A 23,173-nucleotide genomic window follows, 5' to 3' on the forward strand; every position below is an offset into this window, starting at 1 on the left:
TGTCAATGCAAATCATTCTCGATCACTCAACTTGCCGTCCGTCAAGGTCGGCGCGAAGAGGCCGCCGGCCATGAGGCAGGCGGGCATCCTTCTGGGCCTCCTGTGCCTGCTGCTGGCCTTGCCGGTGATCAGCCTGGCAAGCGCCTGGCTGGCGCTGGACAGCGCGGCACTGGAGGTGCTGCGCCACCAGCTCGCCACCGTCCTGCCCGACTACACGCGCGGCTCGCTGCTGCTGGCGCTGGCGGTCGGCGTCGGCGTGGCGATGGTCGGGACCGGTGCGGCCGTCGCGGTCACGCTGTTCGACTTCCCCGGCCGACGCCTGTTCGAGCTGACGCTGCTGCTGCCGCTGGCGATGCCGGCCTACGTGCTGGCCTACGTCTACACCGACACGCTGCAGTCCAGCGGCGCGCTGCAGATCTGGCTGCGCGAGCAGACCGGCCTGCGCGGCGCGCTCTGGCCGGACGTGCGCAGCCTGTGGGGCGCCGTGGTGCTGTTCGTGCTGGCGCTCTACCCCTACGTCTACCTGCTGACCCGCACGGCGCTGGCTGGACGCGGCTCGACGCTGCTGGAGGCCGCCCGTCTGCTGGGTGCCGGACTGGTGCGCCGCATCGTCACGATCGCGCTGCCGCTGGCCCGGCCGGCGATCGCGGCGGGTGTCTCGCTGGCGTTGATGGAGACGCTGGCCGACTACGGCGTCGGCGCGTACTTCGGCCTGCAGACCTACACCACCGGCATCTACCGCGCCTGGCTGTCGTTCGGCGACCGGCTGGCCGCCGCCCAGCTGGCGACCCTGCTGCTGGTCGTCGTCGGCCTGCTGGCCTGGGCTGAACAACGCGCCCAGGCGCGCCTGCGCTACGCCACCGCACGACCATCCGGGCGGGCTGCCGATGCCCAGCCGCTGCGCCTGCGCGGCCTGAGCGCGGCCATCGCGGTGGTCGTCTGCGCCCTGCCGGTGCTGGCCGGCTTCGTCGTGCCGGTCGTGCTGCTGCTGCGGCTGGTCGTGCGCGAAGCCCTCTACGGCGAGTTCGGCCTGCCCTGGGAGCGCTTCCTCGGCTGGTCCTGGACAACGCTGCAGCTCGCCGGCGGTGCCGCCCTGCTGGCCGCCGCGCTGGCCCTGGCCCTGGCGCTGACGCTGCGCTGGCGACCCAGTCCCGTTCTGCAGACCGGCGTGCGGGTGGTCTCGCTGGGCTATGCGGTGCCGGGCGCGGTGATCGCCATCGGCCTGCTGCTGCCGGCCGGCTGGCTGCAGCAGCGCTTCCCGGAATCGACCTGGGGCACGCTGCTGACCAGCACGACGCTGGGCCTGGTCTACGCCTACCTGGTGCGCTTCTCGGCGGTCGCGCTGCAGTCGGTGCAGGCCGGCCTGTCACGCCTGCCGGCCAGCCTGGACGAGACGGGCCGCATGCTGGGCGCCGGGCCGCTGCGGCTGTTCCTGCAGGTCCACGGGCCGCTGCTGCTGCCGTCGGTCCTGGGCGCGGCGCTGCTGGTCTTCGTCGACGTGATGAAGGAGCTGCCCGCCACGCTGGTGCTGCGGCCCTTCGACAGCGACACGCTGGCCGTCGTCGCCTACCAGCTGGCGCGCGACGAGCGCCTGGCCGAAGCCGCCCTGCCCTCGCTGGCGATCGTCGCGGTCGGCCTGCTGCCGGTGCTGATGCTGGCCCGCGCGATCCGCCGCGCCGACGCCTGATCCGGCCCGCACCATGGCCGACGACCTGGTCGTGCTGCGCCCGCAGGGGCTCTACTGCCCACCGGGCGACTTCTGGATCGACCCCTGGCGCAAGGTCGACCGGGCCGTCATCACCCATGCCCATGCCGACCATGCGCGCAGCGGCCACGGCCACTACCTGGCCACCGCGATCAGCGCCGGCGTGCTGCGCGCCCGGCTCGGCGACATCCGCCTGCAGGGCCTGGCCTACGGCGAGTCCGTCGAGCACCACGGCGTGCGCATCAGCCTGCACCCGGCCGGCCATGTGCTCGGCTCGGCCCAGGTGCGGCTCGAACACGGCGGCCGCGTCTGGGTCGCCTCGGGCGACTACTACCTGCGCGGCGACGCCGCACCCGGCGAGCCGGCCAACCCGACCTGCGCGGCCTTCGAGCCGGTGCGCTGCGACACCTTCATCACCGAATCGACCTTCGGCCTGCCGATCTACCGCTGGCGCCCGGAGGCCGAGGTCTTCGCCCAGATCGACGCCTGGTGGCGCGCCCAGGCCGACATCGGCCGGCCCTGCCTGTTGCAGGCCTACAGCTTCGGCAAGGCGCAGCGCCTGCTGGCCGGTGTGGACGCCTCGATCGGGCCGATCGTGGTTCACCCGACCGTCGAGGCCATCAACCGGGCCTACCGCGAGGCCGGCATCGAGCTGCCCGTCACGCGTCGCATGGAAGACCTGTCCCCGGCCGAGCGCGGCCGGGCGCTGCTGGTGATGCCGCCGTCGGCCCGGCCCGGCCTGTGGCTGGGCGACGAGCCGACGGCGCTTGCCGAGCCGGCCGTCGCCTTCGCCAGCGGCTGGATGCAGGTCCGGTCCGCCCGTCGACGGCCCGGCCTGGACCGCGGCTTCGTGCTCAGCGACCACGCCGACTGGCCCGGCCTGCAGCGCGCCATCGCGGCGACCGGCTGCCAGCGCGTCATCGTCACCCACGGCCAGGAGGCGGTGATGGTGCGCTGGCTGCGCGAGCAGGGCCTGGACGCCGGCAGTTTCCCCACGCCCTTCGGCCAGGACGAGGCGTCCGACAATGCGGCCCATGAACGATCCGATCATGAACGACCCGATCCCGCCTGACCACGCCCAGCCCCACGCCGACCCGGCGGCCTCGCCGCTGGGCCGCGTCTCGGCCTACCGCGACACCTACGCGCCCGAGCTGCTCTACCCGATCGCCCGCCAGCCCAAGCGCGAGGAGATCGGCATCGCCGGCGCCCTGCCCTTCATGGGCTGCGACCTCTGGACCGCCTACGAGCTGTCCTGGCTCAACCTGCGTGGCAAGCCGCAGGTGGCGCTCGCCCAGATCACGGTGCCGTGCGAGTCGCCGGCCATCGTGGAGAGCAAGTCCTTCAAGCTCTACCTCAACAGCTTCAACATGAGCCGCTTCGAATCGGCCGATGCGGTGCGCGAGGTGCTGCAGCGCGACCTCAGCGCCGCCTTCGGCCAGCGCGTGGGCGTCAAGGTCCTGAGCGCGCACGACTTCGCGGCCCAGCGCATCGAGGAACTCGACGGCGTCGACCTGGACCGGCTGGACCTCGACTGCGATGCCTACACGCCCTCGCCCGAGCTGCTGGGCGCGAACTTCGACGAGAAGCCCGTCACCGAGACCCTGACCTCCGGCCTGCTCAAGAGCAACTGCCTCGTCACCGGCCAGCCCGACTGGGGCAGCGTCCAGATCCGCTACAGCGGCCCGCAGATCGACCAGGCGGGGCTGCTGCGCTACCTCGTCAGCTTCCGCCAGCACAACGAATTCCATGAGCAGTGCGTCGAGCGCATCTACATGGACGTGCTGACGCGCTGCAAGCCGGTCCAGTTGCAGGTCTACGCCCGCTACACCCGGCGCGGCGGTCTGGACATCAACCCCTGGCGCACCAGCCACCCGGACACGCCGCCGCGCAACCTGCGCACCGCGCGCCAGTGACCGCCGCCTCATCCACGCATCCCGCAGGAGACCCCGACGTGATCACGCTGCACGGCATCCCCAACTGCGACACCGTCAAGAAGGCCCGTGCCTGGCTGGAGGAACAGGGCTTGCCCTATGCCTTCCACGACTTCAGGAAGGCGGGCGTGCCCGAGACCGAGATCGACGGCTGGATCGCCGCCGTCGGCTGGGAGAAGCTGGTCAACCGCGCCGGCACCACCTGGCGCAAGCTCGACGAGCCGACCCGCGCGGCCGTGGTCGACGCGGCCAGTGCCCGGGCCCTGATGCTGGCCCAGGCCAGCGTCATCAAGCGCCCGGTGACGCGCTGGCCGGACGGCCGCATCAGCGTCGGGTTCAGCGCCGATGCCTACGCGCAGCGCGTCACCGGACAGGCCTGAGCCCGGCCGTCCGGGCCGGCGTGCAGCGGGCCGGCATGCAGCGGGCCGGCATGCAGCGGGCCGATCAGCGTGTGCCGATCGCGTGCATCTCGCGCTGCCGGTGGTCGGCGTCCAGCGCGGCCAGCGGCAGGGCCAGCATCAGCTCGATGCGGCGCTTGAGCAGCAGGGCGGTGTCGTAGAAGGCCCGCGCGCGGTGCGCGTCGTCGCCCTCGACCCTGGACGGATCGGCCACGCCCCAGTGCGCCCGAACCGGATGACCCGGCCAGACCGGGCATTCCTCGCCGGCCGCGTCGTCGCAGACCGTGACGATGAAGTCGAAGGCCGGCGCACCGGTCCGCGCAAACTCGTCCCAGCTCTTGCTGTGCAGGCCCTCGGTCGGCAGGTGCATGCCCTGCAGCGTGCGCAAGGCCAGCGGATGGACCTGACCCGAGGGCTGGCTGCCCGCGGACCAGCCCTTGAAACGGCCGTGGCCCAGTCCGTTCAGAAGGCTTTCCGCGAGGATGGACCGGGCCGAGTTGTGGGTGCAGAGGAAGAGGACGTGGTGAACCGGATCAGACACGTGAGGGCTCCAGAGGTGCGCGAGGTCGGGGACGGGACATCGGGTTTCAGCAGCAGCTGCCGCCCGACTTGACCGCGATGGCGATGGGCTTGCCGCGGGTCGGCGACACCGGCCGCGCAGCCTGCGGCGGGCAGCAGGCCGAGGCCGGCTCCGCGGCAGCCGCCTTCTCGCTGAACACCGGGATGCTGTCGAGCGTGTGGTAGTGCTCCCAGGCGATGCCCTGCGGATCCGTCAGCCAGTGCTTGTCGCTGCGGGCATAGCAGCAGGTCGTCTCGCCGACGTCGTGCAGCGCCAGGTCGGCCGACTCGGCACGTGCCTTCAGCTCGGCGAGTTCCTCGGCGCTGTCGGTCTGGATGCCCAGGTGGTCGATGCCCGGCGTGCTGCCGCGGGTCGAGATCGCGAAGTTGATGCGCGGGTCCTCGATCATCCACTTGGCGTAGTCCGACTCGACCCGGGTCGGCTCGGCGCCGAACATCCGGCTGTAGAAGGCGATGCTGGCCGTCAGGTCGTCGACGTGGGCATGGACGTGGAAGCGCTTCATGGGGTGTCCTCGGGGGTTCAGCAGGGGCAGGAAGTGGCGCTGGTGTCCGGAACCGGGCAGGCGGCACCTTCGCAGCAGTGGGCGGTCAGGAAGCCGACCAGCGCATTCATGCGCTCGTAGGCCGCCCGGTAGATCAGGTTGCGGCCATCGCGTGACTGGGTGATGAGCCCGGCCTGCGTCAGCTCCTTCAGGTGGAAGGACAGCGTGTTGGCCGGCAGTGCCAGTTGCGCGGCCAGCACGCCCGGCGTCAGGCCGCCCGGGCCGGCGACCACCAGCGCGCGGAACAGCCGCAGCCGGTGGGCCTGGGCCAGCGCGGTCAGGGCGCGGACGACGTCTTGATCTTCCATTGTTCAATCATCGTTGAAGGATGGAATCGGCGTCAAGTCGGCCAGCCCGTGCTGGTCACGGCGCTTCCAGTCCGGCTGCCAGGGCGGAAGGCGTCCGACCAGCCGGCGCCAGCGCTGCGGCCGCGGCCAGATCGATCGCGCCAAAAAACCACGTCGGATCAAGCACTTGGCGCGCACGCCCCGGACTTACCCGCAGGCCGTGACTTCCGGCACGGCTCTTGTGACTGGCAGGTCGGCACACCCCGGAGCGGTGAGCGAGGAGACAAGACGATGGAGACCTTCTACGAGGTGATGCGGCGCCAGGGCATCTCGCGGCGCAGCTTTCTCAAATACTGTTCGCTGACCGCGACGTCGCTGGGGCTGTCGCCGGCCTTCGTGCCGCAGATCGCCCATGCGATGGAAACCAAGCCGCGCACCCCGGTGCTGTGGCTGCACGGGCTGGAATGCACCTGCTGCTCGGAGAGCTTCATCCGCAGCGCGCATCCGCTGGCCAAGGACGTCGTGCTGTCGATGATCTCGCTCGACTACGACGACACGCTGATGGCCAGCGCGGGTCACCAGGCCGAGGCCATCCTCGAGGAGGTGATGACCCGGTACAAGGGCAACTACATCCTCGCCGTCGAGGGCAACCCGCCGCTCAACCAGGACGGCATGAGCTGCATCATCGGCGGGCGCCCCTTCGTCGACCAGCTGCGCCACGTCGCCAAGGACGCCAAGGCGATCATCAGCTGGGGCTCCTGCGCCAGCTGGGGCTGCGTGCAGGCGGCCAAGCCGAACCCGACGCGGGCCACGCCGGTCCATCAGGTGATCACCGACAAGCCCATCATCAAGGTGCCCGGCTGCCCGCCGATCGCCGAGGTGATGACCGGCGTCATCACCTACATGCTGACCTTCGACCGCATCCCCGAGCTCGACCGCCAGGGCCGGCCGAAGATGTTCTACAGCCAGCGCATCCACGACAAGTGCTACCGCCGGCCGCACTTCGACGCCGGCCAGTTCGTCGAGCACTTCGACGACGAGTCCGCCCGCCGCGGCTACTGCCTCTACAAGGTCGGCTGCAAGGGCCCGACCACCTACAACGCCTGCTCCACGGTGATGTGGAACGAGGGCACCAGCTTCCCGATCAAGGCCGGCCACGGCTGCATCGGCTGCAGCGAGGACGGCTTCTGGGACAAGGGCTCGTTCTACGACCGCCTGACCCACATCCACGCCTTCGGCGTCGAGGCCAACGCCGACCAGGTCGGCGGCACCGCGGCCGGCGTGGTGGGCGCCGCAGCGGTGGCGCATGCCGCCGTCTCGGCCATCCGGCGGGCCGGCTCGGGCCGCACCGACGCGCCGCGCTGAGCGGGCCTCGAACCACACGATCTGGAGACACCACGCCATGGGCGCTTACGAGACACAGGGCTACAAGCTCGACGACACCGGCCGGCGCATCGTCGTCGACCCGGTCACCCGCATCGAGGGCCACATGCGCTGCGAGGTCAACCTCGACAGCCACAACGTCATCCGCAACGCCGTGTCGACCGGCACGATGTGGCGCGGCCTGGAGGTCATCCTCAAGGGCCGCGACCCGCGCGATGCCTGGGCCTTCGTCGAGCGCATCTGCGGCGTCTGCACCGGCTGCCACGCGCTGACCTCGGTGCGGGCGGTGGAGGATGCGCTGGGCATCCGCATCCCGAAGAACGCGCACCTCATCCGCGAGATGATGGCCAAGACGCTGCAGGTACACGACCACGCGGTCCACTTCTACCACCTGCACGCGCTGGACTGGGTCGACGTGGTGTCGGCGCTCAAGGCCGATCCGAAGAAGACCAGCGAGCTGCAGCAGCTCGTCTCGCCGTCGCACCCGCTGTCCTCGCCGGGCTACTTCCGCGACATCCAGAACCGGCTGAAGAAGTTCGTCGAAAGCGGCCAGCTCGGCCCCTTCATGAACGGCTACTGGGGCAGCAAGGCCTATGTGCTGCCGCCGGAGGCCAACCTGATGGCGGTGACCCACTACCTGGAGGCGCTGGACCTGCAGAAGGAATGGGTCAAGGTCCACACCATCTTCGGCGGCAAGAACCCGCATCCGAACTACCTCGTCGGCGGCGTCCCCTGCGCCATCAACATCGACGGCGACGGGGCTGCCGGCGCGCCGATCAACATGGAGCGGTTGAACTTCGTCAAGGCCCGCATCGACGAGATGGTGGCGTTCAACAAGAACGTCTACATCCCCGACGTGCTGGCCATCGGCACGATCTACAAGCAGGCCGGCTGGCTGCACGGCGGCGGCCTGTCGGCCAGCAACGTCGCCGACTACGGCACCTACGAGAAGGTCGCCTACGACGCCCGCACGCAGCAGCTGCCCGGCGGCGTCATCCTGGGCGGCAACTGGGACGAGATCCACCCGATCGACCCGCGCGACCCGGAGCAGGTGCAGGAGTTCGTCAGCCACAGCTGGTACCAGTACGCCGACGAGACCCAGGGCCTGCATCCGTGGGATGGCGTGACCGAGCCGAACTACGTGCTCGGCAGCAAGACCAAGGGCACGCGCACCGCCATCGACCAGATCGACGAGAGCGCCAAGTACTCCTGGATCAAGGCCCCGCGCTGGCGCGGCCACGCGGTCGAGGTCGGGCCGCTGTCGCGCTACATCCTGGCCTATGCCCACGCGAAGCAGGGCAACACCTTTGCCCAGCGGCCGAAGGAACAGATCGAGCAGGCGGCCGAGGCCATCAACCGCGCCCTTCCCAAGGCGCTGGGCCTGCCCGAGACGACCTACACCGCCCAGCAGCTGCTGCCCACCACCATCGGCCGCACGCTCGCGCGGGCACTGGAAAGCCAGTACTGCGGCGAGATGATGGTCGCGGACCACCAGGAACTGGTCGCCAACATCAAGGCCGGCGACCGGGCCACGGCCAACGTCGAGAAATGGGACCCGAGCACCTGGCCGAAGGAGGCCAAGGGCGTCGGCACCGTGGCCGCGCCGCGCGGCATGCTGGGCCACTGGATCCGCATCAAGGACGGCAGGATCGAGAACTACCAGTGCGTCGTGCCGACCACCTGGAACGGCAGCCCGCGCGATGCCAAGGGCCAGATCGGCGCCTTCGAGGCCAGCCTGATGAACACGCCCATGGTCAACCCGGAACAGCCGGTCGAGATCCTGCGCACGCTGCACAGCTTCGATCCCTGCCTGGCCTGCTCGACCCACGTCATGGGTCCGGACGGTGCCGAGCTGGCCACCGTCAAGGTGCGCTGAGCGCGCGCCCCGATCGACACCCCAAGGAGACACGCATGACACGCAACAAGACCTGGGCCGCCGCAGTGGGCCTGATGCTGGCCGGCGGAGCCTCGGCGCATGGCGGCCACGGCACCGAGAACCCTGTGCACGACCTGGGCGCCGAGCTGCTGCGCACGCTGCAGGGCGAACCATCGCTGACGCTGTGGCTGGCGTCCGCCGCCGTCGTCGTCGGCCTGGCCCTGGCCAGGCTCAGCCGCTGAGCCACCGGGGAGAACCCATGAGCCCCACCACGCTCGAACGCCGCCTGGCCGATGCCACCGGCATCGACGACGCGGCCGTCGCCGCCGCGCCGTCGATCAAGTCGGTCTACGTCTATGAAGCGCCGGTGCGCATCTGGCACTGGGTCAACGCGCTGGCCATCACGGTGCTGGCCGTCACCGGCTACGTCATCGGCGCACCGCTGCCGACGATGCCCGGCGAGGCCAGCGACCATTTCCTGATGGGCTACATCCGCTTCGCCCACTTCGCCTCCGGCTACGTGCTGGCGGTCGGCCTGCTGGGCCGGATCTACTGGGCCTTCGTCGGCAACGCCCATGCCCGCGAGCTGTTCACGCTGCCGGTCCTCAGCCGGGCCTACTGGCGCGAGGTGCTGACCATGCTCCGGTGGTACGCCTTCCTGGTGCCGCAGCCCAACCAGTACGTCGGCCACAACCCGATGGCGCGGCTGGCGATGTTCTTCGGCTACTTCCTGGTCACGCTGTTCATGGTCTGCACCGGCTTCGCGCTGTACGGCGAAGGCGCGCAGGCCGGCTCCTGGCAGAGCCGCCTGTTCGGCTGGGTCATCCCGCTGATGGGCCAGAGCCAGGACGTTCACACCTGGCACCGCCTGGGCATGTGGTCGCTGGTGGTCTTCGTGATCCTGCATGTGTACGCGGCCATCCGCGAGGACATCATGGGTCGGCAGAGCATCGTCAGCACGATGATCTCGGGTCACCGGACCTTCAGGAAATGACCGGCCGGACCACCACCGTGCTCGGCATCGGCAACGTCCTGTGGGCCGACGAAGGCTTTGGCGTGCGCTGCGTCGAATCCCTCCAGCAGCGCTGGGACTTCGCGCCCGAGGTCGGGCTGATCGACGGCGGCACCCAGGGCCTCTACCTGATCCAGCATGTCCAGTCGGCCCGCCAGCTGCTGATCTTCGACGCGATCGACTACGGCCTGCCGCCCGGCACGCTGAAGGTGGTCGACGACGACGAGGTGCCGCGCTTCCTGGGTGCCCGGAAGATGAGCCTGCACCAGACCGGCTTCCAGGAGGTGCTGATGCTGGCGCAGCTGACCGGCCACTACCCGCAGCGCATCCGCCTGATCGGCTGCCAGCCGGAGGAACTCGAGGACTACGGCGGCAGCCTGCGCCCGGTCGTGCGCGCCGCGATGGCTCCGGCGCTCGAACTCGGCCTGCAGACCCTGCGCGACTGGGGCCATGTCGCGCTCGCCCGGGCAACACCACTGGCCGAAGACGACGCCGTGACGGTGCCGACGCTGGCGCTCGGTGCCTACGAGGCCGGCCGGCCGCCGGCCGAACAGGCCTGCCGGGTCGGCGACGAGCGTTTCCTGGCCCGTGCGCCGACCCGCTGAAGGACCTTGTCATGTGCATCGGACTGCCCCTGCAGGTGCTGGCCACGCGGCCGGGCCTTGCCCAGGTCGCCGGCAGCGGCGCGCGCGCCACGCCGCGCGAGGTCGGCACGCTGCTGATCGACCCGCCGAAGCCGGGCGACTGGCTGCTGGTCTTCCTCGACCAGGCCCGCGAGGCCATCAGCGCCGAACGGGCGGCGGAGGTCGGTGCGCTGCTGGACCAGCTCGACGCGCTGATGCAGGGCCGGTCGACCGACGGCTGGGCCGACTTCGAGATGCCGTCCACCCTCGATACCCACGCGCTGGCCGCCCTCACCGGTCAGTCACCTGCCTGAACTGCCAGCCCGAAAGCCACCATGCGCACCGACATCCTTGAGGCACCGCCGACCGCCGATCCCGCCGAAGGCAGCGCGCCGCTGGTCACCCGGCTGGTGACGCAGCACGGCGCCGTCTGGGCCAGTGCCGCGACGCTCGATGCCGTGCTGGCCCGGCCGGGCGACCAGGTGCTGTTCTTCCACGGCGACCCGGTGCGCTTTCCCGAGGTGCTGGATGTCGCCGTCGTGCTGCCCGAGCTGCAGCGCGCCGCGCCGCGCGCCTTCGGCATCGCCGTCGTCACCCGGGCCGACGAGGACGGCATCGCCCGCCGCTACGGCAGCACGCGCTGGCCGGCGCTGGTCTTCCTGCGCGACGGCCAGTACGTCGGCGTGCTCGCCGGCATGCACGACTGGACCGACTACCTGGTCCAGGTGGCTCATCTGCTGAGCCAGCCGACCCGGCGCGTGCCGGGTGTCGGCATCCCGCTGGTCGCCGCCGATGGCGGCAGCGCGGGCTGCCATTGATCCGAGGAACCTGCCATGACAACGCCGCTGAAAGAGCCGATGAACCCACGCCCCTTCCCGATCCCGGTGGTCGCCGAGGTCCTGCCCATCGGCCCCGGCAGCCAGATCGACGACGAGGACGGCACGCTGGACTACCTCGTGATGCCACAGGGCATGAGCACCTGGTCGCCGCCGCGCCTGCCCGAGCCGGAAGACCTGGCCGGCCACGACGGCGCGATCCGCGTGCTCGATGCGGTGCTGGACGCTGCCCGCGCCGCGGTCGCCGGTGCGGTGGTCGAGCCGGTCATGCTGCAGGGCCTGAACGCGGCCGACCTGGCCCTGCTCAACCAGGTGCTGGGCGAGGGCGAGGTCAGCGCCCAGGTGCTGCCCGACCCGGACCTGCCGGACGCGCCGGTGGCGCAGATCCAGGAATCGGTCTACCCCGGCGTCTGGCGCGTCATCGGCCGTGACGCGGCCGGCCAGCCCTTCGACCAGGTCGAGGTCGGCGACGTGCCCCAGGTGCTGCGCGAGGCCGCCTGGACCGACGGCCTGCGTCCCGCGCCGGTCGAGCTGGCCGCCCCGCCCGGCGTGGTCAACGCACCGGCCCTGCGGGTCGAGCTGGACGAGCAGCGCCTGCGCCGCGCCGGCCTCGCGGCCGATGAACCGCCGCATGTCGTCAACCTCACGCTGCTGCCCGTCACGCCCGAGGACATCGGCTGGCTGGACCACCACCTCGGCACCGGCCGGGTCGTGATCCTGTCGCGCGGCTACGGCAACTGCCGCATCACCAACTGCCTGGCGGCCGGCACCTGGCGGCTCGTCTACTACAACTCGCAGGACCAGGTGATCCTCAACACCGTCGAGATCGGCCGCCTGCCGGAGGTCGCCTGCGCCGCGCCGGAAGACCTGCACGACAGCGTCGAGCGGCTGGCCGACGTGCTGCACTGGGTGAGGCAGTCGTGAGCGCCCTGGGCACACCGGACCGCATGGCCGCGTCGCAAGCGGCCGCCGACGCCGCCCGCTTCGAGGGCAGCTACCTCGGCGATGCCGCCCGCCTACCGGCCGAGGCCCGGCTCGAATGCAAGATCTGCTGGTGGGTCTACGACCCGGCGCTGGGCGACGCGGTCTGGCAGGTCGCGCCGGGTACCGCCTTCGCCGCCCTGCCCTCGCACTGGCGCTGCCCGACCTGCGACGGCGCGGCCGACCAGTTCATGGTCCTCACATGAAGCCGGACCGCCACACCGAACGGGTCGAGCTGCTGCAGGCACGCTTCCGTGCCATCGCGGCCGGGCCGATGCGCGACCTGCCGATCAGCCACCCCGGCCTGCCGGTCGAGGCGATCGGGTTCGCGCCCGACGACCTCGATCCGGCCTGGGCGATGGGCGTGCTGCTGACGCCGTGGTGCCTGAACCTTGTGCGCCTGCCGCTGGATCCGGCCGCCGCGACGCTGCCGGTCGGTCACCCTGCCAGCCGTCGCGTCAGCCACGACGAGGCCGAAGGCGAGCTGGCCTTCATCGGCGCGCACGACGACAACCTGGGCGGCTACGAGACCTGCTCGCTGTTCTCGCCGATGCAGGCCTTTGCCGATGCCGACACGGCCCGCGCCACCGCCCGCGAGGTGCTGGCGCAGCTGCGCCGGCCGGTGTCGACGACCCGGCCCGTGAAGTCGAGCCCGGACGAAGGACCCGCCGCACCGGGTCGCCGCGGCTTCCTCTTCGGCCTGCGCGGGACCTGAGGCGATGCACGCTGGCAGCCCGCTCCTCGGAACGCTGCGCCTGCGGCCCGGCGTCGCCCTGCCCGACGGCATCCGTGGCGGACGGCCGGATCTGGCCGGCGTGCTGCTGCGCGGACAGACCTCCGAGGTCGCGGTCGAACGCGTGGCGCTGCTGCACACGCTGTGCGCGATGGCGCACCGGCTGGTGGCGCAACGGGCCGTGGCCGTGGCCATCACCGGCGTGGACCAACCCCTGGCGTCCGGACAACTGGCCGCGCTGGCCGCCGACATCGCCCGCGAGCACGCCCGCCGCATCGGCCACGACTGGCCGCTGGCCTGGGGCCAGCCGTCGCAGGCGCCGGCGCTGTCGCGGCTGCCGCGCCAGGCCGACGCGGCGGCGCTGGGCGACTGGCTGGCGCGCGAGTGGCTGGGCGTCACGCCCGCGCAGTGGCTGCGGCAGGCCAGCGATGCGGACGGCGAGATCGGCCTCGATCGCGCAATCGCCGCCCTGCAGCGCAGCGCGCAGGCCCGCCCGGACGGCATCGCGGCCACGCTGGCGCAGGCGCTGCACCTCAGCCGGGCGTTGCCTTTCGAGCCCGGTCCAGCGGTCGAGCCGCTGCGTCCTGAGCAGCCCGACCAGGCCCGCGCGCTCGGCCAGGCGATGGCCGAGGCGGGCTACACCCGGGCCCCGCACTGGCGCGGCGGCGTGCCCGACACCGGGCCGTGGAACCGGCTGGCACGGTCCGCCACGCCGAAGCCGGCCGGCCTGCCCCAGCGCCTGCTGGCGCGCTGGACCGAGCTGTTGAGCCTGGCCTTGCCGGCCGGCGGCTGGCGGCCGGCCCACGGTGCGGTCGCGCTCGGGCCGCATCAGGCGCTGGCCTGGGTCGAGACGGCACGCGGCCTGCTGGCTCATCGGGTGAGCCTGGATCGCCCCGGTGCCGACGCCGTGATGGCCGACTGGCAGGTCCTGGCCCCGACCGAATGGAACTTCCACCCGCGAGGCACCCTGGCCCGGGCGCTGGCTGCCCTGCCGGCCGACACGGCCTCGAACGCCGAGGTGGCCCGTGGCATGGCCTGCGCCTACGATCCCTGCATGGCCTGCGAGATCGAGACCCTTGTGACGAAGCGCATCGGCGATGCGGCACGCCCATGCATGAGCTGAGCCTGGCAGGCGGCATCCTGCGGCTGGTCGAGCAGACCGCCGAGCGCGACCCCTTCGAGCGGGTCCGCGTGCTGCGCCTGAGCGTGCCGGCGCTGGCCGGCGTGGAGGTCCGTGCGCTGCGTTTCGCGCTCGAATCCATCGCACCCGGCACGCTGATCGAGGGCGCGACCATCGACATCGACGAGCCGCCCGGCCAGGCCTGGTGCCTGGGCTGCTCGACCTCGGTGACGCTGCAACGGCGTGTCGATCCCTGCCCGCATTGCGGCGGCCATCGGCTGCACGTCACCGGCGGCACCGAGCTGAAGCTGGTCGACCTGCAGGTCGACTGAGCAGCCCACCCCCCGGAACACCGAACCGAGAACAACAGGAGTCCCTCACCATGTGTGTCGTCTGTGGCTGCGCCGGCCTGACCCGCGGCGAACAACCGGCTGTCGCCGCCAATGGCGACCTGCACTTCGGTGCCGGCGCGGCGCGGGTGTCCGTGCCCGGCATGAGCATGAGCCGCACCATTGCGCTCGAAGTCGACGTGCTGGGCGAGAACCAGCGCCAGGCCAACGCCAACCGGGCCCACTTCGCGGCCCACGGCGTGCGGGCGCTGAACCTGGTCTCCAGCCCCGGATCGGGCAAGACCACGCTGCTGTGCGCGACCATCGCCGCGCTCCGGCAGCGCGCGCCGCAACGCACCCTCGCCGTCATCGAGGGCGACCAGCAGACCGCCCACGACGCCGACCGCATCCGCGCCACCGGCGTGCCGGCCATCCAGGTCAACACCGGCAAGGGCTGCCACCTGGATGCGCCGATGGTGTCGGCCGCGTTCGCGCGGCTGCATGGGCATGAACACCACCAGCATCCTCACGACCACGTCCATGCCCCTGCGGACCAGGCCGGCTCGCTGCTCTTCATCGAGAACGTCGGCAACCTCGTCTGCCCGGCGATGTGGGACCTCGGCGAGGCCGCGAAGGTCGCGATCCTGTCGGTCACCGAAGGCGAGGACAAGCCGCTGAAGTACCCCGACCTGTTCGCCGCCGCCTCGCTGATGGTCATCAACAAGGTCGACCTGCTGCCGCACCTGGACTTCGACGTCGCCGCCTGCATCGCGGCTGCGCGGCAGGTCAACCCGGCCATCGAGGTGCTGCTGGTCTCGGCGACGACCGGCCAGGGCCTGGACGCCTGGCTGGACTGGCTGCTGGACGAGGATGTCGACAGCGCCGCGCCGACCCCTTCGATGCACCCTGCAACGGCCACGCCGCCCCACCCGCGCAGCGACAGCCCGACCGCGCGGCTGGCGCGCATCGCCGTGCTGGAAGCCGAACTCGCCGCGCTGCGCGCCGGACTGGCCTGACATGCCACGCGTGCTCGCCACCGGCGCCTACCTGAAGAACGCCGCCGGCCTGTGGCTGGACGGCGCCTGGCTGCCCTCGCCCGACCATGGCGACCTCGTTACGCCGCAGGCCTGCCGGGCGCTGGAAGACTCGCTGGAGCGGCTGCTGGCGCGTGCCGGGCACCACCTGGACGGCCTGGCGCATGACCTGCACCCGGACTTCCACAGCACCCGCCTGGCCCAGGCCCTGGCCGAACGGCTTGGCCTGCCGGCGCTGAGCGTGCAGCACCACCTGGCCCATGTCGGCGTGGTGCTGGCCGAACAGGCCCTGGCCGGCACGCCGGTCGAAGGTCCGGTGATCGGCATCGTGCTGGACGGCTACGGCCGCGGTGCCGACGGCGGGGCCTGGGGCGGCGAGCTGCTGTGGGTCGACGGCCCGCACTGGCTGCGGGTCGGCCACCTGGCCCACCTGGCACTGCCCGGGGGCGATCGCGCCGCGCGCGAGCCCTGGCGCATGGCCAGCGCGGCGCTGCATGCGCTGGGCCGGGCCGACGAGATCACCCGCCGCCATGCCGGCGCGGTCGGCATCGAGCGGGCCCACGGCCTGCGCGCCATGCTCGAGCGCGGCCTGAACTGCCCGCCCACCTCCAGCGCCGGCCGCTGGTTCGACGCCGCCGCCGCCGCGCTGGGCCTGTGCTGGCAGCAGCAGCACGAGGCCGAGGCCGCGCAGGCACTGGAGGCGCTCGCCACCCAGCACGACGACGATGGCCGCCTGACCGGCTTCGAGCCCGACCCGCGCCTCGCCCCGGCCACGCTGCGCGACGGCCGCATCGACCTCGGCCCCGTCGTGGCCGAGCTGTTCGACGCCTGGAGCGATGCCACCCAGGCGCCCCAGCGGGCCCGCCTGGCACACCACTTCCACCTCGCGATGGCCGACGGCCTGGCCCAGGCCGCCGCACGCGCCGCCGCCCAGGACGGCTGCGACACCGTCGTGCTGGCCGGCGGTTGCCTGTTCAACCGGCTGCTGTCGCAGGCCCTGCACGCCCGCCTCTCGCTGCTTGGCCTGCGGGTGCTGCGCCCGGTCGCCCACAGCTGCGGCGACGCGGCGCTGGCGCTCGGCCAGGCCTGGATCGCCCGCCAGCGCCTGGCTGCCGGCATGACCCAGGGCCATGCCGCCACGCCATCCCTGCCCGTGCGGTCCGCCCGGCCGTCGCCTCGTTTCCCGGAGCCCCAGCCATGTGCCTAGCCCTGCCCGCGCGCGTCGTCGCGCTGCTGCCCGACCAGCAGGCCCTGGTCGAACTCGGCGGGGTGCGCAAGCCCGTCGACATCGCCCTGGTGCCCGAGGCCCGGGTCGGCGACCACGTGGTCGTCCACGTCGGCCACGCGATCGGCCTGATTGACCCGGAAGAAGCCGCGCGCACGCTGGCGCTGTTCGCCGAGCTGGACGCCCTCGGCCAGGACACCGCCGGAGACCGGCCATGAAATACGTCGACGAGTTCCGCGACGGCGAGCTGGCCCGCCAGATCGCCGGGCGCATCGCCCGCGAGGCCGACCCGGCGCGCGACTACCGCTTCATGGAGTTCTGCGGCGGCCACACCCACGCCATCGCCCGCTACGGCATCGCCGAGCTGCTGCCGCCGCAGGTGCGCATGATCCACGGCCCCGGCTGTCCGGTCTGCGTGCTGCCGATCGGGCGGGTCGACCAGGCGATCGACCTGGCGCTGAACCGCGGCGCCATCGTCTGCACCTACGGCGACACGATGCGGGTGCCGGCCTCCGGCGGGCTGTCGATGATCAAGGCCAAGGCCCGCGGTGCCGACATCCGCATGGTCTATTCGCCAGCCGATGCGCTGGCCGTGGCCCGCCAGCATCCGGACCGCGAGGTGGTGTTCTTCGCCATCGGCTTCGAGACCACCACGCCACCCACGGCGCTGACCCTGAAGCGGGCCCAGGCCGAAGGGCTGGACAACTTCAGCGTGCTGGCCTGCCATGTGCTCACGCCGGCCGCGATCACCCACCTGCTCGATGCGGCCGAGGCACGCGACATCCGCGACACGCTCGGCGCGGTGCCGCTGGACGGCTTCGTCGGTCCGGCCCACGTCAGCATCCTGATCGGCTCGCGGCCCTACGAGGGCTTCGCGGCCGACTACCGCAAGCCGGTGGTCATCGCCGGCTTCGAGCCGCTGGACGTGATGCAGGCCATCCTGATGCTGGTGCGCCAGGTCAACGACGGCCGCGGCGTGGTCGAGAACGAGTTCACCCGCGCCGTCAGCCGTGACGGCAACCGGGCCGCGCAGGCGCTGGTCGCCGAGGTCTTCGAGCCGCGCGAGACCTTCGAATGGCGCGGCCTCGGCGAGGTGCCGATGAGCGCGCTGCGGCTGCGCCCGGCGCTGGTCCGCTTCGACGCCGAACGGCGCTTCGGGCTGCGCTACCAGCCCGTGCCCGACCACAGGCAGTGCGCCTGCGGCCAGATCCTGCGCGGCGTCAAGCGGCCAACCGACTGCACGCTGTTCGGCAACGTCTGCACGCCCGATCACCCGATCGGCTCGTGCATGGTCTCCAGCGAAGGCGCCTGCGCCGCGCACTACAGCTACGGCCGCTTCCGCGACATCCCCATCCGGGTCGAGCGCGGACCGGTCGTGGCCTGACACCCGAGGACAGCCCCATGGCCATCAGAAGTGACTACATCCGGCCGCTGGACCTGCGCCACGGCCGCATCGACATGAACCACGGTGCCGGCGGCCGGGCCAGCCTGCAGCTGATCGAGGAGGTCTTCGCGCCCGCCTTCGACAACGAGTTCCTGCGCCAGGGCGACGACGGCGCGCGCCTGCCCGCGCCACCGGCCGGCCACGGCCTGGTCATGGCAACCGACGGCCACGTGATCTCGCCGCTGTTCTTCCCTGGCGGCGACATCGGCTCGCTGGCCGTACACGGCACCGTCAACGACGTGGCGATGCTGGGCGCGACGCCGCTCTACCTGGCCGCCAGCTTCATCCTGGAAGAGGGCCTGGCGCTGGTCGACCTGGTGAAGATCGTGCAGTCCATGGCGGCGGCCTCGCGGGCGGCCGGCGTGCCGGTCGTCACCGGCGACACCAAGGTGGTCGAGCAGGGCAAGGGCGACGGCGTGTTCATCGCCACCACCGGCATCGGCGCCTTGCCGCCGGGCCGGCGCATCGGCGGCGCGCTGGCCCGGCCGGGCGACGTGGTGCTGGTCTCAGGCACCCTCGGCGACCATGGCGTGGCGGTGCTGTCGCGGCGCGAGTCACTGGCCTTCGAGACCACGATCGAGAGCGACAGCGCCGCCCTGCACGGCCTGGTCGCCACGCTGCTGGAAAGCGTGCCGGAAGGTGCGGTGCGCACGCTGCGCGACCCGACCCGCGGCGGCCTGGCCAGCACGCTCAACGAGATCGCCCGCCAGTCGCGCGCCGGCATCACGCTGGACGAGGCCGCGCTGCCGATCAGGCCCCAGGTCGAGGCCGCCTGCGAGCTGCTGGGCCTGGACCCGCTCTACATGGCCAACGAGGGCAAGCTGGTGGCCATCGTCGCGCCCGAGTCGGCCGATGACGCACTGGCCGCGCTGCGCAGCCACCCGCTGGGCACGCAGGCCGCGCGCATCGGCACGGTCGGTGTCGATGCCCAGCACTTCGTGCAGATGAAGACCCGCTTCGGCGGCCGGCGCATGGTCGACTGGCTCAGCGGCGAGCCGCTGCCGCGCATCTGCTGATGTGGGCCGAGCAGGCCACGCCGAGAATGCAGCCTCGCCCCGACGTGATCCGATGACCTTGCCGTCCGACCCCGCCACCTTCGCCACCAGCGCCACCGACATCGACCTGCCCAGCGTGCTGCTGGTCGATGACGAGCCGCGCTCGCTCGACGCCATGCGCCGCACGCTGGAGGAAGACTTCCGCGTGCTCAGCGCCGGCAGCGCCGCCGAGGCCCGCCGGCTGTTGGCGTCCGAGCCGGTCGACGTGATCCTGTGCGACCAGCGCATGCCCGGCCAGAGCGGCGTCGACTTCCTCAAGGTAGCCCGCCAGCAATGGCCGGAGGCGGTCCGCATCGTCATCTCGGGCTACACCGACAGCGAGGACATCATTGCCGGCATCAACGACGCCGGCATCTTCCAGTACCTGCTCAAGCCCTGGGTACCCGACCACCTGCTGGCCACCGTGCGGCAGGCCGTCGAGGCCCGCGCGCTGCGCCACGGCCTGGACCGGCTCGAACTGGACCTGCGCGCCGGCAACCCGGCCCTGCGCGCCCGCCGCGCCGAGCGCCAGCGCGAGGTCCGCGAGTCCTTCGACTTCCAGCGCATCGAGCGTGCGCCCGGCAGCCCGCTGGACGGCATCTGCGACCTGGCCGCGCGGGTCGCCCACTACGACCTGCCGGTGCTGGTGCTGGGCGAATCGGGCACCGGCAAGGAACTGCTGGCGCGCGCCATCCACGTCGCCTCGCCGCGCGCGGCCGGGCCCTTCGTGGTCGAGAACTGCGCCGCGCTGGCCGACACGCTGCTGGAGAGCGAACTGTTCGGCCACAAGCGCGGCGCCTTCACCGGCGCCTTCGAGGACCATGTCGGCCTGTTCCAGCGCGCCCACGGCGGCACCGTCTTCCTCGACGAGATCGGCGAGACCTCGCCGGCCTTCCAGGTCAAGCTGCTGCGGGTGCTGCAGGAGGGCGAGGTCCGCCCGGTCGGTGCGGCACGCGCCGTGCCGGTGGACGTGCGGGTGGTCGCCGCGACGCACCGCCAGCTCGCCGACGAGGTCCGCGCCGGCCGCTTCCGGCAGGACCTGTACTACCGCATCGCCGGCGTCACGCTGCAGGTGCCGCCGCTGCGCGAACGGCCCGGCGACATCGCGCCCATCGCGATCCGCCTGCTGCATGCGGTCGGCACCGAGCTGGGTCGCAGCGGCCTGTCCTTCGGGCCGGATGCGCTGGCCTGCCTGCTGGCCTACCCCTGGCCCGGCAACATCCGCGAGCTGCGCAACGAGATCGCCCGCGCCATCGCGCTGAGCGACGCCGACACCATCGACGCGACGGCCTTCTCGCCGGCTGTGCTGCACGGCCAGGCCGGGCCGTCGCAGGCCAGCCGCGCCGATGGACTGCCCGCCGTCGGCACGCTGCAGGAACGCCTCGATGCGATCGAGGCCCGGCTGCTGCGCGAGGCCCTGCTGCGCCAGCGCTGGAACCGGACCCGGGTGGCCGACGAGCTGGGGCTGTCGCGGGTCGGCCTGCGCGCCAAGATGCTGCGCTTCGGGCTGGGCGACAAGCCCGCGCGGGCCGGCGACGAGCCCGCCGACCCCCACGAGGCGCAGCCCTCGGAAGGCCCCGCGCCATGACCCGCCTGAACGTGCTCTGGCTGCAATCGGGCGGCTGCGGTGGCTGCAGCATGTCGCTGCTGTGCGCCGACACGCCCGACTTCCAGGCCACGCTGCGGCAGGCCGGCATCGAGCTGCTGTGGCACCCGTCGCTGTCGCTGGACGGCGGCATCGAGCTGCAGACACTGCTGGCCGATTGCCTGTCCGGCCGCTTCCGGCTGGACGCGCTGTGCGTCGAAGGCGCGCTGCTGCGCGGCCCGCACGGCAGCGGCCGCTTCCATGTGCTGGCCGGCACCGACGTCGCCATGATCGACTGGGTGCGCCAGCTCGCGGCGGTCGCCCGCCACGTCGTCGCCATCGGCAGCTGCGCGGCCTGGGGCGGCGTCACCGCCAGTGGCCCGAACCCGACCGATGCCTGCGGCCTGCAGTTCGAGGACGAGCACAGGGGCGGCCTGCTGGGCGCCGGCTTCGTCGCCCGCGGCGGCCTGCCGGTCGTCAACGTGGCCGGCTGCCCGACCCACCCCGGCTGGGTCATCGACAGCCTGTCGGCACTGGCCGCCGGGCTGCTCGGTCCGGTCGACCTCGATGCGCTGGGCCGGCCGCGCTTCTACGCCGACCAGCTGGTCCACCACGGCTGCACCCGCAACGAGTTCTACGAGTTCAAGGCCAGCGCCGACAAGCCGTCCGACCTCGGCTGCATGATGGAACACATGGGCTGCAAGGGCACCCAGGCGCATGCCGACTGCAACACCCGGCTGTGGAACGGTGAAGGCTCCTGCACCCGGGGTGGTTATGCCTGCGTGAGCTGCACCGAGCCGGGCTTCCAGGACCCCGGCCACGCCTTCCACCAGACGCCCAAGCTGGCCGGCATCCCGATCGGCCTGCCGACCGACATGCCCAAGGCCTGGTTCGTCGCGCTGGCCTCGCTGTCCAAGAGCGCGACGCCGAAGCGGGTCCGTCAGAACGCCAACGCCGACCATGTGGTCGTGCCGCCGGTGGCGCGCAAGACCCGCCTGAAGTGAACGGGATGCCATGACCCGCACGCTCGTCGTCGGACCCTTCAACCGCGTCGAGGGTGACCTGGAGGTGCGCCTGGACGTGGTCGACGGCCGGGTGCGCTCGGCCCGCGTCAACGCGCCGATGTACCGCGGCTTCGAGCAGATGCTGGTCGGCCGCGACCCGATGGACGCGCTGTTCATCGTGCCGCGCATCTGCGGCATCTGCTCGGTCTCCCAGAGCGTGGCGGCGGCGCGGGCGCTGGCCGACCTGGCCGGCGTCGAGGTGCCGCCCAACGGCCTGATCGCGACCAACCTGATGCTGGCCTGCGAGAACCTGGCCGACCACCTGACCCATTTCCACCTGTTCTTCATGCCCGACTTCGCGCGGCCAGCCTATGCCGCGCAGCCGTGGTTCGGCGAGGTCGAGCGGCGCTTCGCCGCCGGCCGGGGCGAGCATGCCCGGGCTGCCACCGCCGCGCGCCAGCGCTGGTTCACGGTGATGGGCACGCTGGGCGGCAAGTGGCCGCACACGCAGAGCATCCACCCCGGCGGCAGCAGCCGGGCGATCGACGCGGCCGAGCGGCTGCGCCTGATCGCCAAGGTGCGCGAGCTGCAGGCCTTCTGCGAACAGACCCTGTTCGGCGCGCCGCTGGAGGCCATCGCCGCGCTGGCCGACGACGCGGCGCTGAGTGCCTGGGCCGACGGACCCGGCGCGGCCAGCGACCTGGCGCTGTTCCTGCGCTGCGCCGACTCGCTGGACCTGGCGCAGGCCGGCATCGGTCCGGGCCGCACGCTCAGCGTCGGCGCCTACCGCCAGCCCGATGGCAGCCACCTGCTGGCCGCCGGCGTCTGGACGGCCGATGCCGGGCCGCAGGCCATCGACGCGGCCCGCTACAGCGCCGACCTCACCGAGGACGCCACCCACGCCTGGCTGGCCACACGCCCCGGCGACGAGCCCGATGCCGCGCCGGCCCGCTCACCGCTGCGCGGCCACACCCAGCCAGAGCCCGACAAGCCCGGTGCCTACACCTGGAACAAGGCGCCCCGGCTGGCCGGCCAGGTGGTCGAGACCGGCGCGCTGGCCCGCCAGCTGGCCAGTGGCCAGCCGCTGATCACCCAGGCCGTGCGCCGCGACGGTGCCAGCGTGCGCACCCGCGTGCTGGCCCGCCTGGTCGAGATCGCGCGGGTGCTGCCCGAGATGGTCGGCTGGCTGTCCGCGCTGCGTCCGGGCGAGCCCTGGAGCGCCCCGTTCCAGCTGCCCGAGGACGGCACCGGCGTCGGCCTGACCGAGGCCGCGCGCGGTGCGCTGGGCCATTGGGCGGTGGTGCGCGACGGCCGCATCGCGAGCTGGCAGATCGTCGCGCCGACCAGCATCAACTTCTCGCCGCGCGACGCGGCCGGCACGCCCGGTGCGCTGGAAGCCGCGCTGGTCGGCGCACGGGTCGAACCGGGCGAGACCACGCCGGTGTCGGTCCAGCACATCGTCCGGTCGTTCGACCCCTGCATGGTCTGCACCGTCCATTGAACGCCCCCGTG

The 23,173-nt window shown here is 72.2% G+C and carries 27 protein-coding genes; 24 read left to right on the forward strand and 3 right to left on the reverse strand.

Features of this window, described 5'->3' with window-relative positions; all coding sequences use genetic code 11:
• Positions 1-70: 70 nt before the first annotated feature.
• From Q8X39_RS06450 to Q8X39_RS06465, 4 genes are read left to right on the forward strand one after another with little or no spacing between them, the layout of a single operon-like run.
• Positions 71-1,687, forward strand: coding sequence for an ABC transporter permease (locus Q8X39_RS06450; protein ID WP_305748833.1), 1,617 nt, complete (start codon positions 71-73; stop codon positions 1,685-1,687).
• A gap of 13 nt (positions 1,688-1,700) precedes the next feature.
• A complete protein-coding gene (locus tag Q8X39_RS06455) occupies positions 1,701-2,777 on the forward strand; it encodes a ligase-associated DNA damage response exonuclease (RefSeq protein ID WP_305748834.1) in 1,077 nt (358 codons plus the stop codon).
• Complete coding sequence (queF, locus tag Q8X39_RS06460; RefSeq protein ID WP_305749283.1) at positions 2,755-3,618, forward strand: NADPH-dependent 7-cyano-7-deazaguanine reductase QueF; 864 nt, start codon at positions 2,755-2,757, stop codon at positions 3,616-3,618. The genes Q8X39_RS06455 and queF overlap by 23 nt, the downstream gene beginning before the upstream one ends.
• Before the next feature lie 41 nt (positions 3,619-3,659).
• Entirely contained in the window at positions 3,660-4,016 is a 357-nt protein-coding gene (locus Q8X39_RS06465) for an ArsC family reductase (protein ID WP_407067986.1), read from the forward strand.
• 64 nt (positions 4,017-4,080) lie between these two features.
• Here the strand turns inward: Q8X39_RS06465 and Q8X39_RS06470 are convergent, their stop codons facing one another.
• From Q8X39_RS06470 to Q8X39_RS06480, 3 genes are read right to left on the reverse strand one after another with little or no spacing between them, the layout of a single operon-like run.
• A complete protein-coding gene (locus Q8X39_RS06470) occupies positions 4,081-4,575 on the reverse strand; it encodes an arsenate reductase ArsC (RefSeq protein WP_305748836.1) in 495 nt (164 codons plus the stop codon).
• A gap of 46 nt (positions 4,576-4,621) precedes the next feature.
• Positions 4,622-5,116, reverse strand: a complete 495-nt coding sequence (locus Q8X39_RS06475) for an ArsI/CadI family heavy metal resistance metalloenzyme (protein WP_305748837.1) — start codon at positions 5,114-5,116, stop codon at positions 4,622-4,624.
• A gap of 17 nt (positions 5,117-5,133) precedes the next feature.
• Positions 5,134-5,463, reverse strand: a complete 330-nt coding sequence (locus tag Q8X39_RS06480) for an ArsR/SmtB family transcription factor (protein ID WP_305748838.1) — start codon at positions 5,461-5,463, stop codon at positions 5,134-5,136.
• A 270-nt stretch (positions 5,464-5,733) separates the two neighbouring features.
• Here Q8X39_RS06480 and Q8X39_RS06485 point away from each other — a divergent pair, with 270 nt between their 5' ends.
• Genes Q8X39_RS06485 through Q8X39_RS06580 form a run of 20 tightly spaced genes read left to right on the forward strand, consistent with a single transcriptional unit; the run spans position 5,734 to position 23,162 of the window.
• Positions 5,734-6,807 carry a hydrogenase small subunit gene (locus Q8X39_RS06485; RefSeq protein WP_305748839.1) on the forward strand — a complete coding sequence of 358 codons (1,074 nt, stop codon included), beginning with the start codon at positions 5,734-5,736 and terminating at the stop codon, positions 6,805-6,807.
• A 37-nt stretch (positions 6,808-6,844) separates the two neighbouring features.
• Positions 6,845-8,701, forward strand: coding sequence for a nickel-dependent hydrogenase large subunit (locus tag Q8X39_RS06490; protein WP_305748840.1), 1,857 nt, complete (start codon positions 6,845-6,847; stop codon positions 8,699-8,701).
• Positions 8,702-8,736: 35 nt separating this feature from the next.
• A complete protein-coding gene (locus tag Q8X39_RS06495) occupies positions 8,737-8,943 on the forward strand; it encodes a hypothetical protein (RefSeq protein WP_305748841.1) in 207 nt (68 codons plus the stop codon).
• Between the two features lie 17 nt (positions 8,944-8,960).
• Positions 8,961-9,695 carry a Ni/Fe-hydrogenase, b-type cytochrome subunit gene (gene cybH, locus Q8X39_RS06500; protein WP_305748842.1) on the forward strand — a complete coding sequence of 245 codons (735 nt, stop codon included), beginning with the start codon at positions 8,961-8,963 and terminating at the stop codon, positions 9,693-9,695.
• Positions 9,692-10,318, forward strand: coding sequence for a HyaD/HybD family hydrogenase maturation endopeptidase (locus tag Q8X39_RS06505; protein ID WP_305748843.1), 627 nt, complete (start codon positions 9,692-9,694; stop codon positions 10,316-10,318). Before cybH ends, Q8X39_RS06505 begins: the two co-directional genes overlap by 4 nt.
• Positions 10,319-10,329: 11 nt before the next feature.
• Complete coding sequence (locus Q8X39_RS06510) at positions 10,330-10,650, forward strand: HypC/HybG/HupF family hydrogenase formation chaperone (protein WP_305748844.1); 321 nt, start codon at positions 10,330-10,332, stop codon at positions 10,648-10,650.
• 21 nt (positions 10,651-10,671) lie between these two features.
• Positions 10,672-11,154 carry a thioredoxin domain-containing protein gene (locus Q8X39_RS06515; protein ID WP_305748845.1) on the forward strand — a complete coding sequence of 161 codons (483 nt, stop codon included), beginning with the start codon at positions 10,672-10,674 and terminating at the stop codon, positions 11,152-11,154.
• A gap of 15 nt (positions 11,155-11,169) precedes the next feature.
• Entirely contained in the window at positions 11,170-12,096 is a 927-nt protein-coding gene (locus Q8X39_RS06520) for a hydrogenase expression/formation protein (RefSeq protein ID WP_305748846.1), read from the forward strand.
• 23 nt (positions 12,097-12,119) lie between these two features.
• A complete protein-coding gene (locus tag Q8X39_RS06525) occupies positions 12,120-12,359 on the forward strand; it encodes a rubredoxin (RefSeq protein ID WP_305748847.1) in 240 nt (79 codons plus the stop codon).
• Entirely contained in the window at positions 12,356-12,868 is a 513-nt protein-coding gene (hybE, locus tag Q8X39_RS06530; RefSeq protein WP_305748848.1) for a [NiFe]-hydrogenase assembly chaperone HybE, read from the forward strand. Before Q8X39_RS06525 ends, hybE begins: the two co-directional genes overlap by 4 nt.
• A gap of 4 nt (positions 12,869-12,872) precedes the next feature.
• Complete coding sequence (locus Q8X39_RS06535) at positions 12,873-14,009, forward strand: nickel-dependent hydrogenase large subunit (RefSeq protein WP_305748849.1); 1,137 nt, start codon at positions 12,873-12,875, stop codon at positions 14,007-14,009.
• The gene (gene hypA, locus Q8X39_RS06540; RefSeq protein WP_305748850.1) at positions 13,997-14,338 is read left to right on the forward strand and encodes a hydrogenase maturation nickel metallochaperone HypA; all 342 of its coding nucleotides are present in this window, start codon (positions 13,997-13,999) and stop codon (positions 14,336-14,338) included. Before Q8X39_RS06535 ends, hypA begins: the two co-directional genes overlap by 13 nt.
• Before the next feature lie 50 nt (positions 14,339-14,388).
• The gene (gene hypB, locus Q8X39_RS06545; protein ID WP_305748851.1) at positions 14,389-15,351 is read left to right on the forward strand and encodes a hydrogenase nickel incorporation protein HypB; all 963 of its coding nucleotides are present in this window, start codon (positions 14,389-14,391) and stop codon (positions 15,349-15,351) included.
• 1 nt (position 15,352) lies between these two features.
• Entirely contained in the window at positions 15,353-16,576 is a 1,224-nt protein-coding gene (locus Q8X39_RS06550; RefSeq protein WP_305748852.1) for a Kae1-like domain-containing protein, read from the forward strand.
• Positions 16,567-16,812, forward strand: a complete 246-nt coding sequence (locus Q8X39_RS06555) for a HypC/HybG/HupF family hydrogenase formation chaperone (protein WP_305748853.1) — start codon at positions 16,567-16,569, stop codon at positions 16,810-16,812. The genes Q8X39_RS06550 and Q8X39_RS06555 overlap by 10 nt, the downstream gene beginning before the upstream one ends.
• The gene (hypD, locus tag Q8X39_RS06560; protein WP_305748854.1) at positions 16,809-17,978 is read left to right on the forward strand and encodes a hydrogenase formation protein HypD; all 1,170 of its coding nucleotides are present in this window, start codon (positions 16,809-16,811) and stop codon (positions 17,976-17,978) included. Before Q8X39_RS06555 ends, hypD begins: the two co-directional genes overlap by 4 nt.
• A gap of 17 nt (positions 17,979-17,995) precedes the next feature.
• Positions 17,996-19,054, forward strand: coding sequence for a hydrogenase expression/formation protein HypE (gene hypE / locus Q8X39_RS06565; RefSeq protein WP_305748855.1), 1,059 nt, complete (start codon positions 17,996-17,998; stop codon positions 19,052-19,054).
• Between the two features lie 52 nt (positions 19,055-19,106).
• Entirely contained in the window at positions 19,107-20,660 is a 1,554-nt protein-coding gene (locus tag Q8X39_RS06570) for a sigma-54-dependent transcriptional regulator (protein ID WP_305748856.1), read from the forward strand.
• Complete coding sequence (locus Q8X39_RS06575) at positions 20,657-21,661, forward strand: NADH-quinone oxidoreductase subunit B family protein (RefSeq protein WP_305748857.1); 1,005 nt, start codon at positions 20,657-20,659, stop codon at positions 21,659-21,661. Before Q8X39_RS06570 ends, Q8X39_RS06575 begins: the two co-directional genes overlap by 4 nt.
• Before the next feature lie 10 nt (positions 21,662-21,671).
• Positions 21,672-23,162, forward strand: coding sequence for a nickel-dependent hydrogenase large subunit (locus Q8X39_RS06580; RefSeq protein WP_305748858.1), 1,491 nt, complete (start codon positions 21,672-21,674; stop codon positions 23,160-23,162).
• Positions 23,163-23,173 lie beyond the last annotated feature (11 nt).

The sequence above is a fragment of the Leptothrix discophora genome (genome assembly GCF_030705305.1).
GTDB classification, from domain to species: Bacteria; Pseudomonadota; Gammaproteobacteria; order Burkholderiales; family Burkholderiaceae_C; genus Sphaerotilus; species Sphaerotilus discophorus.